The organism is Comamonas thiooxydans, assembly GCF_000964545.1.
Lineage (GTDB): Bacteria > Pseudomonadota > Gammaproteobacteria > Burkholderiales > Burkholderiaceae_C > Comamonas > Comamonas thiooxydans.
In genome coordinates, this window is sequence record NZ_BBVD01000002.1 from 449,195 (window position 1) to 461,434 (window position 12,240).

Here is a 12,240-nt window from a genome sequence, read left to right on the forward strand (position 1 = left end):
GTTTCAGCGTGCAGCCAGGACCGCCGCAAAAAAGCCCCGGCTGGCGGGGCTTTGATCGATTGCTGCTGCCTTCATTTGGACTCTGCCGGCGCATGAATCGCATCCGCACCATGCTTTTCTCCACTCATATCCACCTTGTCGCCCGCCTTCATGATGACAAACAGCGCCACGGCAGCAAACACCACAAAACCAATCGCCAGCTTCCACATATCAGTCTCCAGAGTGTTATGAATAAGCAGCTGGTGCAGCCGCTCGTGCCACGCCAGTCAGCACGACCATTGAGCCTGAGCGAGTTTGCGCGTGGCTTACTGCCAGACAGGCTGCACATAAGAAAAAACCCCATGCCTTGCGACATGGGGTATGAACTTGGAGTAATGGTCTGCATTATCAGCTGCAGCTGCTGGAGACACCGCTTGCGCGGTGCACAAATTAGAAGTTGTGGCGGATACCCACGGCGATGGAGCTGAAGTCCTTGCCAGCTGGTGCGTTATATGCAGCACCGCTGTCGTTGTTCACACGGGTGTAGTAACCGTAAACCTTGGAGCGCTTGCTCAGGTTGTAGTTGTAGCCCAGAGTCCACTGGGTAGCTGCGGAGTCGGCAACCTTGCTCCACTTGTTGGCGTGACCAACGTTCACGTGGAACTCTGAAGCGCCCATGGTGTACATACCGGACAGGCGGAAGTTGTTGCGTGTGCCGATCAGGTCTTGGTCATTGCGCTGGTAGTAGGCGCCAACCGTGAACTGACCAAATGTGTACAGACCGCGCAGTGCGGCTTGCCAGTTATCGCCCACCTTGCTGAAACCGGCACCCAGGTGCAGAGGACCGGTGGCGTAGTTGGCAGCCAGATCGTAGCCGTTCTTGCGAGGACCGACCGTGGGATCCTTCTCGTGCATAGACACGGAGGCATCCACCGTCAGGCCGCCCATGTTGGGGGTGCGATAGCCGATCTTGTTCTTGGTGCTCAGACCGCCGAACCAGACGGGATCGTAGTACAGCGCATCGGAAGAAGAACCGGTGTCGTGGTTGTGCATGCTGATGTAGTCAGCAGTTGCGTAGTAGGACTCGGGAACGAAGTTGCCCAGACGGATCATGCCGAAGCCGCCGGACAGGTTCACTTCGCTCTGACGCGCAAAGGACATGCCGGTGGTGGGGTGGGTCCAGGCGGAACCGGTACCGGTGTCGGAGTTGAAGCCGGACTCCAGGGTGAAGCCAGCCTTCAGGCCGCCACCCAGATCTTCGGTACCGCGAATGCCCCAGCGGGAAGCATTGTTGTACAGGCCGGACACCGACTCATCGCCCACCTTCTGGCGTTCGACTGTGGTGTTGATACGGCCGTACAGCGTCACGCTGCTCTGTGCCATTGCGGTGGTTGCGCCCATCACAGCCAGTGCGGCCAGTGCGATGCGAGTCATCTTGGTCATTCAGTGCTCCTATGTCCTGGGATAGTGTTTTTTGCACCGCATTGGCTTGTAGGTTGTTGGCCCTCTCGCGGCTAGGTGTGATTCTAGGTTGGCCCCTCTCAAAAGCATGATTTCCATCGCAAAAAAGTAACGCAATGATGCTTTGTTGCCACACTGCTGTAACCCACTAGTGCTGAAGCAAACAAAAAAGACCTGCAAAGCACAAGCCTTGCAGATCTTTGATGCGATGCTGCATAAATTGCAGCATCAGCGCCTGGCATCAGTCTTCGGCGTAGATGTCGCGATCCTTGGTTTCGGGCACGAACAGCGTGCCGATCACGGCCGTCACACCAGCGATGATGATGGGGTACCAGAGACCGTTGTACATATTGCCGGTCTGCGCCACGATGGCGAAGGACATGGTGGGCAGCAGACCGCCAAACCAGCCGTTGCCGATGTGATAGGGCAAGCTCATCGAGGTGTAGCGGATGCGTGTCGGGAACAGCTCCACCAGCATGGCCGCGATGGGGCCGTAGACCATGGTCACCAGCAGCACCAGATAGGTCAGGATCACGACCATCATGACCTTGTTCATCTTGGCGGGGTCAGCCTTGGTGGGATAGCCATCCTTGGCCAGTTCTGCCGCCACAGTCTTCTTGAACGCACCGTCCTTGGCCTTGGCGTCTTCAGGGCTCAGGCCCTTGAGCGAGAACGAAGGAATCTCGGTCGCGCCGATACGGATCACGGCCTGCGTGCCTGCTGGCGCATCTTCGTTTTCATAGCTCACGGAACCCGCGGCCAGCACCTGCTTGGCCACGTCGCAGGAGCTGGTGAACTTGCTCGTACCTGTGGGGTTGAACTGGAAGGAGCACTCCGCAGGATCGGCCACGATGACCACCTTGTTCTTGGCTTGAGCCGCAGCCAGATCGGGGTTGGCAGCTTCGGTCAGCGCCTTGAAGACGGGGAAATAGGTCAACACGGCCAGAATGCAGCCCAGCATGATGATGGGCTTGCGGCCGATCTTGTCGGACAGCGTGCCGAAGATCACAAAGAAAGGCGTGCCGATCAGCAGTGCGGCGGCAATCATCAGATTGGCCGTCACGGCATCGACCTTGAGCTGCTGCGTCAAAAAGAACAGCGCATAGAACTGGCCGGTATACCAGACCACCGCTTGGCCGGCGGTCAGGCCGACCAGCGCCAGAATCACGATCTTGAGGTTCTTCCACTGACCGAACGACTCAGTCAGAGGCGCCTTGGACACCTTGCCCTCGGCCTTCATCTTCTGAAAGGCTGGAGACTCGGACAGCGTCATGCGAATCCAGACCGAGATGGCCAGCAGCAAAATGGAAACCAGGAAGGGAATGCGCCAGCCCCAGTCGGCAAACTTCTCTTCGCCCATCGAGGTACGCACACCCAGAATCACCAGCAGCGACAGGAACAGGCCCAGCGTTGCCGTGGTCTGGATCCACGAGGTGTAAGCACCGCGCTTGCCATGCGGCGCATGCTCTGCCACATAGGTGGCAGCGCCGCCGTACTCACCGCCCAGGGCCAGACCTTGCAGCATGCGCAGCGCGATCAGGATGACGGGGGCGGCCACGCCAATGCTGGCGTAGTTGGGCAAGATGCCGACGATGAAGGTGGACAGGCCCATGATCAGGATCGTCACCAGGAAGGTGTACTTGCGCCCGATCATGTCGCCCAGACGACCGAACACCAGCGCGCCGAAGGGGCGCACGATGAAGCCTGCCGCAAAGGCCAGCAACGCGAAGATGAAGGCCGATCCCGCATCCAGACCGCTGAAGAACTGCTTGGCGATGATGGCTGCCAGAGATCCGTACAGATAGAAGTCGTACCACTCGAAAACGGTTCCGAGGGAAGACGCAAAGATGACTTTGCGCTCTTCCGGGCTCATCGGCCTTGGGGCCGATTTACCTCCCATATGTGCTGTCGCATTGATGGCCATGTTTGTCTCCTAGGTTTTGGAATTTCAGGCGCTGCCAACTCACCTGTTTGCCCAATATCAAAGCGACAACTGACCGCTAACTTACAAAAAAATGCTTCTCAAAAATTCAAGACTGGGCATTACCCGACCCTCTCCGCACTTACCCGGATTGGTTTTTTTTTGATGTGAAAAACCAGGGGCAAACACCGATATCGTAAGTAAGGAGACGGTCAGACGGGCTTCTCAGAATGCATCGCAAGCAAGCCACCGAGCACCTGATGGCAGGCTGGAAAACTTCAAAGGAGACAACGCTGTGCGAGACCCGGTGATAGAGACAATCCAAAGCAACCCCGCCTACCAGCAGCTGCGCCGCAAGCGCAATCGCCTCGGCCTGGCGCTGACCGTCCTGATGCTGATCGTGTACTACGGCTATGTCGCGCTGATCGCATTCGACAAGGAATTCCTGGCCCGGCCCATAGGCGCTGGAGTGACCACGCTGGGCATTCCCATCGGCATGGGCGTCATCATTTTTTCCGTGATCATTACCGGCCTCTATGTGCGCCGCGCCAACAACGAGTTTGATCAGCTCACCCGCGACATTCTCAAAGGCATCAAGCAATGAAGCAGCGCATCTCTTCCCAATGGCTGGCGGGCGCTGCGGCGCTGGTCGCGACAGCTCCCGTGCTGGCCGCCGGCGGCGACGTCGGCAACGCCGCCAAGCAGGCCACCAACTGGACGGCCATCATCATGTTCACCGCCTTTGTGGTGGCAACCCTGTGGATCACCAAATGGGCGGCGGGCCGCACCAAGTCGGCTTCCGATTTCTATACCGCAGGTGGCGGCATCACCGGCTTTCAGAACGGTCTGGCGATTGCGGGCGACTATATGTCCGCCGCCTCCTTTCTCGGCATCTCGGCCTCCGTCATGGCCAGCGGCTATGACGGCCTGATCTACTCCATCGGCTTTCTGGTCGGCTGGCCTCTGCTCACCTTCCTGCTGGCCGAGCGCCTGCGCAATCTGGGCCGCTTCACCTTTGCCGATGTGGCCGGCTACCGCTTTGCGCAGACGCCGTTCCGCATTTTTGCCTCCTGCGGCACGCTGGTCGTGGTGGCCTTCTATCTGATTGCCCAGATGGTCGGCGCCGGTCAGCTCATCAAGCTGCTGTTCGGTCTGGACTACTGGATCGCGGTGGTACTGGTGGGCGCGCTGATGATGATCTATGTGCTGTTCGGCGGCATGACGGCCACCACCTGGGTGCAGATCATCAAGGCCTGTCTGCTGCTGGCCGGCGTGACCTTCATGGGCTTCATGGTGCTGGCCAAGTACGGCTTCAGCCCCGAGGCACTGTTTGCCGAAGGTGTGAAGGTGCGCACCCAGATCGCCGCCAATGGCGGCGCAGAGCCATCCGTGGCGGAAAAGCTCGGCCTGGCCATCATGGGACCGGGCGGCTTCATCAAGGACCCGATCTCCGCCATCAGCTTCGGCATGGCGCTGATGTTCGGCACCCTGGGCCTGCCCCACATCCTGATGCGCTTCTTCACCGTGCCTGACGCCAAGGAAGCACGCAAGAGCGTGTTCTGGGCCACGACCTGGATCGGCTACTTCTATGTGCTGATCTTCATCATCGGCTTCGGCGCCATCACCCTGGTGCTCACCAACCCCGAAATGGCGGACACGGCCAAGGGCGTGATCCACGGCGGCGCAGGCACGGCCAATATGGCGGCCGTGCTGGTGGCCAAGACCGTGGGCGGCGATGTGTTCTACGGCTTCATCTCGGCCGTGGCCTTTGCCACGATTCTCGCCGTGGTCGCAGGTCTGACCCTGTCCGGCGCCTCGGCCGTCTCGCACGACCTCTACGCCACCGTCATCAAGAAGGGCAAGGCCGACAGCGCCTCCGAACTCAAGGTCTCGCGCATCACCACGCTGTGCCTGGGCTTTGTGGCCGTGCTGCTGGGCATTGTGTTCGAGAAGCAGAACATCGCCTTCATGGTCTCGCTGGCCTTTGCCGTGGCTGCTTCCGCCAACTTCCCGCCGCTGCTGCTGTCGGTGCTGTGGAAGAACTGCACCACCAAGGGCGCCGTCATCGGCGGCTTCATGGGCCTGGTCTCCTCCGTGGGTCTGACCATCGTCTCGCCATCGGTGTGGGAAGCGACTCTGGGCCATCCCGCCGGCTCGGCCTGGTTCCCCTACGCCTCGCCCGCACTGTTCTCCATGGCAATCGGCTTCTTCGGCGTGTGGCTGTTCTCCGTGCTCGACAAGAGCGCTCAGGCGGCCAAGGAGCGCGCCGTGTTCCCTGCGCAGCAAGTGCGCTCGGAAACCGGTCTGGGTGCCGCAGGCGCATCGGGCCACTGATGATGTGAATGGCTTGGCACCATGCCAGGCCCCGGCAGGAATCTGCCCTCACCTCGGCCCGCAGAGACCGCCACGGTTTCTGCGGGCCGCGCTCATTCCACGTCCAGCCCGCCGGACTGCGCCAGCTCGAACAGCAGCTCCCGTGCCCATTGGTGCCCCGCAGAGCGATGGGTGCGCGCATGCCAGGCGGCCGTCTTGGTAAAGCCCGGAATTTCCAGCGGCGGCTCCAGCACCACCAGCCCCGAGTCGGGCTTGACCAGCCGCCTGGGCACGACGGCAATCAGATCGCAGCTGCGCAGGATTTCGGGCAGCACCAGAAAGCTGGTCACGGACAGCGCCACACGCCGCTTGCGGCCCAGACGCTCCAGCGCCTCGTCCGTCACACCATGAAAACTGCCTCCGTCATAGGACACCAGCGCATGATCCAGAGCGCAGAAGCGCTCCAGTGACAGGCCACGCCGGCGCGCATCGGGATGGCCCTGGCGCATCACGCAGACATAGCGTTCGTCGAACAGCCGGCGCGCATGCAGATCGGGGGCCGTGCGCTCCGGCGTGATCAGCGCCAGGTCGATATCGCCGCGCTCCAGCCGCTCGTGCAGCGGCAGATGCTGGGCCGGCACCACGGCCACGCACAGACCGGGCGCGCGCTGGCGCAACACGGCCAGAAACGGCAGCACCACCGCCTGCAGCGCGTAATCCGTGGCGGCAATGCGCAGCGTCATATGCGCCGTGGCCGGATCAAAGGCCTGGGGGCGCAACAGCGCTTCGGCATTGCACAGCAACTCCTTGAGCGGCCCTGCCAGTGCCAGCGCGCGCAGCGTGGGGGCGATGCCGCGCTGCGTGCGCACGAACAAGGGATCGTCGAAGCTCTCGCGCAGCCGCGTCAGCATGCCGCTGACCGCCGGCTGGGTCAGCGCCAGACGCTCGGCAGCGCGCGTCACGCTGCGCTCGTCCAGCAGCGCATCCAGGGCCTTGAGCAGATTCAGGTCCAGACTCTTGATATCAGTCGGCATGATTTCATAAATCAGAAATATCGATTGGATTTATTTCACCACAACCCCCATCATTTCCCCATTCCCTTCGACAGAAGCCCTGCATGCACCGCATTCACTGGCCCGCCGACTACATGCCGGGCACCACCAAAAACTTCGTCTCCAGCGAGCTCATTGCCCGGGGCCTGTATCCGCCGCTTTCCGTGCCCTGATGCCCTTGATTTTTTGATATCTGTCAGCACCTTCATTCATTGATTTTCAGTTTGATTTCATGCTGAAAACAGGCCATGAAAAGCGCCAGGCGCTATCAAACCTTTTGCATCCTGCATTGCCGCAGGACTGCTGGCTCATTCCATTCGCACCACCGATACTTCGCATGTCTGCACTCTTTACCCCTTTCACACTCAAAAGCCTGACCCTGCGCAACCGCATCGCCATTCCGCCGATGTGCCAGTACAGCGCCGTGGACGGTCTCACCAATGACTGGCACCAGGTCCACTACGCCTCCATGGCGCGCGGCGGCGCGGGGCTGGTGATCGTCGAAGCCACGGGCGTGTCGCCCGAAGGCCGCATCTCGCCCGACTGCACCGGCCTGTGGAATGACGGCCAGATCGACGGCATGTCGCGCATTGCCGCCGGCATCAAAGCCGCAGGCGCCGTGCCCGGCATCCAGATCGGCCATGCCGGACGCAAGGCCAGCGCCAACAATCCCTGGGAAGGCGACGACCATATTGCCGAAGGCGATGCCCGCGGCTGGCAGCCGATTGCGCCATCGGCAATCGCCTTTGGCGGCGGTCTACCGCGTGTTCCTCGCGCCATGACGCTTGCGGACATCGCCCGCGTGCAGGACGACTTTGTAGCGGCGGCCCGCCGCGCGCTTGCGGCCGGCTTCGAATGGCTGGAGCTGCACTTTGCCCACGGCTATCTGGCCCAGAGCTTTTTCTCGCCCCACAGCAACCAGCGCGACGACGCCTATGGCGGCAGCTTCAGCAACCGCGCCCGCTTTCTGCTGGAGACCGTGGCCAAGGTGCGCGAGGTCTGGCCCGAGCATCTGCCGCTGACCGCGCGTTTCGGCGTCATCGAGTACGACGGCCGCGACGAAGAAACCCTGGAGGAATCGATTGCCGTGACGCGCCAGATGCGCGAGCGCGGCCTGGACCTGCTCAATGTCAGCGTCAACTTCGTGATTCCCGATGTGAAGATTCCCTGGGGAACGCCCGCCTTCCTCGCTCCCATCGCCCAGCGCGTGAGCCGCAGCGCCGGCCTGCCCGTGGCCTCAGGTTGGGGCATGGATGATCCACAGATTGCCGAGCGCATCGTGGCCGACGGCCAGGTCGATCTGGTGATGATAGGCCGCGCCCATCTGGCCAATCCGCACTACACCTACCAGCTGGCGCAAAGCCTGGGCGTGGACCGCCCCGACTGGACCTTGCCCGCACCCTATGCCCACTGGCTGGAGCGCTATCGCGGCGCCGCCAAGCAGGCCGCAGCCTGAGAGCCGGCCGTCGCCCCTCCACGCGCCAAAGATATCGACCGCAAGGAGGCCGGGCTGCCTGCGCGTCTGCGCCATGCAGTCGGCGAAGGTTTTCACCGGCGGCCCGCCCCACGACCAGCACCGCAGAACTGGACGCCACCGCGCGCAAGGGCGGGAAAGAGCGCACCGCATCGATGCCTCGCCCGCCCGCAGCAAAGCCCGCAACCCGTCTCATCGGCCTTGCAAGGCAGGCGCCGGCTCAGGAGACGCTGGCGCGCTCCAGCACCGCCAGCACGTTGCGCGCCGCTCCCACTCCCATGTTCACATAGGCATCCGAGGTCACGCCGCCGATGTGCGGGCTGAGGATGAAACCCGGCTGGTGCAGAAAGGGGTGGCCAGCCGCCATGGGCTCAACGGCAAAGCTGTCCAGGCCTGCGGCGCTGACCTGGCCTTGCTGCACGGCGGCCAGCAGCGCGGCCTCGTCGATGAGACCGCCGCGCGCGGTGTTGACCACAATCACGCCGCGCCTGCAGCACGCCAGAGTTGCGGCGTTGAGCAGGTTGCGGTTGTCGTCGGTCAGCGGGCAGTGCAGCGAGATCGCATCGCTTTCGCGCCACAGCGTATCCAGCTCCACAGCCTGCACGTAGCCGGGCAGCTGGCCCGCAAAGGGATCGAAGCCGATCACGCGCATGCCCAGTGCATCGGCCATCTTCGCAAAGCGCAGGCCTATGGCGCCCAGGCCGACCAGGCCCACGGTGCGCCCGGCCAGTTCCAGGCTTTTGTGCGTGGCCTTGTCCCAATGGCCGGAGTGCATGCGCGAGTCCAGCTGCACCACCGACTTGGCGCAGGCCAGCAGCAGGGCCAGGGCCTGTTCGGCCACGGCCGCCGCGTTGGCGCCGGCCGCCGCCACGACCTCGATGCCGCGCTGCGCGGCCTCGGCCTTGTCTATGGTGTCCGTGCCGCTGCCGTGCTTGGAAATCACCTTGAGCGAAGGTCCGGCATCCATGACTGCGGCCCCCACCTTGCCGTAGCGCACGATGATGGCGACGGGATCATGCCGGCGGCACAGGGCCACCAGGTCTTGCTCGGTGGGCGTCTTGCCCGCGTAGACTATGTCGTGGCCTTGCAGCAGATCCAGTGCCTGCTGCGCCAGGTCGGCGCCCGTGACGATGATGGTGCTCACAGCGTCTCTCCTTCCTTGAGCACGCCGGCCGCGCGCAGCGCGGCGGGCAGCCACCTCGAGGCCGTGTCGCCGCGGACGATGGCCTCGATGCGCGCGGCCTCGTCGGCCACTTTCCTGTCGGCCAGCGCCAGCATGGCGGGCGCCTTGGCGCGCTCGATCACGACCACGCCGTCGGCGTCGCCCACCACCAGGTCGCCCGGGTTCACCATCGCACCGCCGCAGGAGATGGGGTGATTGATGCGACCGGGCACGAACTTGGTCGGACCTGCAGGATTGAAGCCGGCGCTGAACACCGCAAAGCCCAGCTCCAGCAGCTCCAGCTTGTCGCGGATCGCGCCATCCACGATCACGCCGCCAAGGCCTGTCTTCTTACAGGCGCTGAGCATCAGCGTACCCATCAGGGCCGCAGTCTGGTCTCCCTTGCCGTCGATGACCAGGATATCGCCGGGCTTGGCCAGGGCGATGGCGGCGTGGATCATCAGGTTGTCTCCGGGGCGCACCTCGACAGTGAAGGCCGGGCCGGCGAGCTTCATGTCCTGGTGCACGGGTGCCACGCGTGCGTTCATGGTGCCGCGGCGGCCTGCCACGTCGGCCAGGATGGCGGCCTGAAAGCCCGAGGCCTTCTGGACAACCTCGGCGCTGACGCGCTCGAAGTCACGGATGATTTCTGGAAGTTGGCTCATGATGGTTAGGTCCGCGGTTCGGTCCGGTTGCAGAGGTGAAAGTGAAGAAGGAGCAGGAGTGGCAGGGCGCACCGCGTCCTGCCCGCAAGGGCACATGCCAGATATATGCACCAGGCATGGCGCGGCAGGTGTGCTCGGTGGGCGCTTTATCGGCGCGATGGCACGGTGGCCTGATCGACCTCAGTCCAGGCTGGCGCCCGAGTCCTTGACGATGCGGCCCCAGCGCGGCACCTCGGTGCGCAGCAGCTGGGCGAAGGCCTGGGGCGTGCCGCCCAGCACGTCGCCGCCCTCGGAGCGCAGCTTCTCGGCCACATCGGCCTGCTTCAGGGCCCGGTTGATGGCCTTGTTGAGCTGCTGCACGATGGCCTCGGGCGTGCCCGCGGGCGCCAGCACGCCGTACCAGGAGCTGGCCTCGAAGTCCTTGTAGCCGAGCTCGGCCAGCGTGGGCGTGTCGGGCAACTGGCTGGAGCGCGCCAGCGAGGTCACGACAATGGGCCGCAGCTTGCCGTTGCGCACCTGGCCAAGCAGCGTGGGAATGGCGGACATGTACAGGTCGATCTGTCCGCCCACCAGGTCCGTCATGGCCTGGCCTGCTCCCTTGTAGGGCACATGGCGCAGGCTCATGCCCGAGATCTTCTGAGCCTGCTCGCCCGCCAGATGGGCCACTGTGCCGTTCCCCGAATAGCCCAGGGTGATGCCGTCGGGCCTGGCCTTGGCCGCCGTCACCAGATCGGCAAAGGTCTTGTAGGGCGTGTTGGCGGGAGCGGCCATGACGATGGGCGCCGAGGACACCAGGGCCACGGGCGCCAGGCTCTTGATCGGGTCGTAGGGCAGCTTGGCGTAGAGCCAGGGGTTGATGGCGAGATTGCTGGTCTGGCCCATGACCAGGGTGTAGCCATCGGGCGCGGCCTTGGCCGCGGCGTCCACGCCCAGGTTGCCGCCCGCGCCGGGGCGGTTGTCCACCACCACGCTCCACTTGTTCTGCTCGGCCATCTTCTGGGCCACGGTGCGCGCAATCATGTCCGTGCCGCCGCCAGGCGGGAACGGCACGATCAGGCGGATCGGCTTGGCCGGATAGGCGGGCTGCGCCAGCGCGCTGTCGAAGGGAGTGACTACAGCCACGAAGCCGAGCACGGCGGCATGCAGGGCGCGCGAAAGCGGGCGAAAGTTCATCTGTTGTCTCCTGTTGGTCGCTTTGAAGCGTGTTCTGATGCGTGCGGCCGGAATCCCCGACCGCTGGAGGCGACTGTAGGCAAACGTTTCAACCCATACAATGCTGTTTCGCAGAATGAAACACATTGCACCATGAGCAACCCCACCCAATCCGCACAGAAGTCCGGCGACGGCGTCATCGCCGTCACCCGCGCACTGCAGCTGCTCGAGGCCTTTGCGCTGGGCGAATCCCATCTTTCACTGGCCGAACTCAGCCGGCGCTGCGGCCTGCACAAGACCACGGTGCTGCGGCTGGCGCGCACGCTGGCCCAGTCGGGCTACATGGTGCAGCGCGAGGACGGGGAATGGCGGCTGGGCCCTTCCTCGGGCTGGCTGGGCGCGCGCTACCAGGCGGGCTTCGATGTGCAGAACGTACTGGAGCCCGCGCTGCGCGAGCTCACCCAACTCAGCGGCGAGAGCGCCGCCTTCTACGTGCGCGAGGGCCATGTGCGTACCTGCCTGGTACGCGTGGAAGGGCCGCAGGCCCTGCGCCACCATGCGCGCATGGGCGAGGGGTTGCCACTGGACAAAGGCTCGCCGGGCCGCGTCATCCTGGCGTTCTCGGGCGAGCCCGGCGAGATCTACGAGCAGATCCGCCAAAAGGGCTACCACTGCTCCATCGGCGAGCGCGAGCAAGGTGTGGCAACGGTTTCGGCGCCGGTGTTCGGCATGCACTGGCGGCTCATGGGATCGGTCTGCATCTCGGGCCCCGCATCACGCCTGCCCGAGGCCAGGCTCGAAGCCCTGGCCCGGACCGTGATCGCCGCAGCCAACAAGCTGTCCTATGCGCTGGCCGGCAATTCCGCCACACCGGCCGCCAGCCCTGTGCGCGCCACGCAGTGGCATCCCTGAGCGCAGGGGAGCGGCCTCGAAAGGATCTATTTTTGTCGGAGTGATGATTCAAAAACAATAGCTTTTATCGCTTGCTGTAATTAAAACTCAGATACTTATTTATCTGATCCACTTATCCATCAAGCGGTAGAAGCTATCTTTTTATGCAA

11 protein-coding genes are annotated in these 12,240 nt (G+C 63.3%); 4 read left to right on the forward strand and 7 right to left on the reverse strand.

Features of this window, described 5'->3' with window-relative positions:
• Nucleotides 1-71: 71 nt before the first annotated feature.
• From Cth01_RS23925 to Cth01_RS03500, 3 genes are all read right to left on the reverse strand, one after another.
• A complete protein-coding gene (locus tag Cth01_RS23925; protein WP_003059044.1) occupies nucleotides 72-209 on the reverse strand; it encodes a hypothetical protein in 138 nt (45 codons plus the stop codon).
• 220 nt (nucleotides 210-429) lie between these two features.
• Nucleotides 430-1,422, reverse strand: a complete 993-nt coding sequence (locus Cth01_RS03495) for a porin (RefSeq protein ID WP_034405911.1) — start codon at nucleotides 1,420-1,422, stop codon at nucleotides 430-432.
• 259 nt (nucleotides 1,423-1,681) lie between these two features.
• Entirely contained in the window at nucleotides 1,682-3,364 is a 1,683-nt protein-coding gene (locus Cth01_RS03500) for an MFS transporter (protein WP_045838531.1), read from the reverse strand.
• Between the two features lie 292 nt (nucleotides 3,365-3,656).
• Between Cth01_RS03500 and Cth01_RS03505 the strand changes: the two genes are divergently transcribed.
• Complete coding sequence (locus Cth01_RS03505; RefSeq protein WP_003061686.1) at nucleotides 3,657-3,965, forward strand: DUF485 domain-containing protein; 309 nt, start codon at nucleotides 3,657-3,659, stop codon at nucleotides 3,963-3,965.
• Nucleotides 3,962-5,695, forward strand: coding sequence for a cation acetate symporter (locus Cth01_RS03510; RefSeq protein ID WP_034379215.1), 1,734 nt, complete (start codon nucleotides 3,962-3,964; stop codon nucleotides 5,693-5,695). Before Cth01_RS03505 ends, Cth01_RS03510 begins: the two co-directional genes overlap by 4 nt.
• A 92-nt stretch (nucleotides 5,696-5,787) precedes the next feature.
• Here Cth01_RS03510 and Cth01_RS03515 read toward each other — a convergent pair whose 3' ends face one another.
• Nucleotides 5,788-6,708, reverse strand: coding sequence for a LysR family transcriptional regulator (locus Cth01_RS03515; RefSeq protein WP_034357155.1), 921 nt, complete (start codon nucleotides 6,706-6,708; stop codon nucleotides 5,788-5,790).
• Nucleotides 6,709-7,063: 355 nt separating this feature from the next.
• On the opposite strand from Cth01_RS03515, the gene Cth01_RS03520 reads away from it, so the two are divergent.
• Nucleotides 7,064-8,182, forward strand: a complete 1,119-nt coding sequence (locus tag Cth01_RS03520; RefSeq protein ID WP_045838532.1) for an NADH:flavin oxidoreductase/NADH oxidase — start codon at nucleotides 7,064-7,066, stop codon at nucleotides 8,180-8,182.
• Nucleotides 8,183-8,420: 238 nt separating this feature from the next.
• On the opposite strand, the gene Cth01_RS03525 is transcribed toward Cth01_RS03520, so the two are convergent.
• The 3 genes from Cth01_RS03525 to Cth01_RS03535 form a co-directional block, all read right to left on the reverse strand.
• Nucleotides 8,421-9,344, reverse strand: a complete 924-nt coding sequence (locus Cth01_RS03525) for an NAD(P)-dependent oxidoreductase (RefSeq protein WP_034357148.1) — start codon at nucleotides 9,342-9,344, stop codon at nucleotides 8,421-8,423.
• Complete coding sequence (locus tag Cth01_RS03530; protein WP_045838533.1) at nucleotides 9,341-10,027, reverse strand: RraA family protein; 687 nt, start codon at nucleotides 10,025-10,027, stop codon at nucleotides 9,341-9,343. Before Cth01_RS03530 ends, Cth01_RS03525 begins: the two co-directional genes overlap by 4 nt.
• Nucleotides 10,028-10,207: 180 nt before the next feature.
• Nucleotides 10,208-11,200: a Bug family tripartite tricarboxylate transporter substrate binding protein gene (locus Cth01_RS03535; protein ID WP_045838534.1), complete on the reverse strand. Its 993-nt coding sequence runs from the start codon at nucleotides 11,198-11,200 to the stop codon at nucleotides 10,208-10,210.
• A 132-nt stretch (nucleotides 11,201-11,332) separates the two neighbouring features.
• On the opposite strand from Cth01_RS03535, the gene Cth01_RS03540 reads away from it, so the two are divergent.
• Entirely contained in the window at nucleotides 11,333-12,091 is a 759-nt protein-coding gene (locus tag Cth01_RS03540; RefSeq protein ID WP_034391792.1) for an IclR family transcriptional regulator, read from the forward strand.
• The last annotated feature ends 149 nt before the right edge of the window (nucleotides 12,092-12,240 follow it).

Coding starts and splice junctions, on each gene's coding strand:
- Cth01_RS03510 (WP_034379215.1), top strand. CDS start 3,962: ATGAAGCAGCGCATCTCTTCCCAATGGCTGGCGGGCGCTGCGGCGCTG.
- Cth01_RS03495 (WP_034405911.1), bottom strand. CDS start 1,422: ATGACCAAGATGACTCGCATCGCACTGGCCGCACTGGCTGTGATGGGC.
- Cth01_RS03530 (WP_045838533.1), bottom strand. CDS start 10,027: ATGAGCCAACTTCCAGAAATCATCCGTGACTTCGAGCGCGTCAGCGCC.
- Cth01_RS03535 (WP_045838534.1), bottom strand. CDS start 11,200: ATGAACTTTCGCCCGCTTTCGCGCGCCCTGCATGCCGCCGTGCTCGGC.
- Cth01_RS03540 (WP_034391792.1), top strand. CDS start 11,333: ATGAGCAACCCCACCCAATCCGCACAGAAGTCCGGCGACGGCGTCATC.
- Cth01_RS03500 (WP_045838531.1), bottom strand. CDS start 3,364: ATGGCCATCAATGCGACAGCACATATGGGAGGTAAATCGGCCCCAAGG.
- Cth01_RS03520 (WP_045838532.1), top strand. CDS start 7,064: ATGTCTGCACTCTTTACCCCTTTCACACTCAAAAGCCTGACCCTGCGC.
- Cth01_RS23925 (WP_003059044.1), bottom strand. CDS start 209: ATGTGGAAGCTGGCGATTGGTTTTGTGGTGTTTGCTGCCGTGGCGCTG.
- Cth01_RS03515 (WP_034357155.1), bottom strand. CDS start 6,708: ATGCCGACTGATATCAAGAGTCTGGACCTGAATCTGCTCAAGGCCCTG.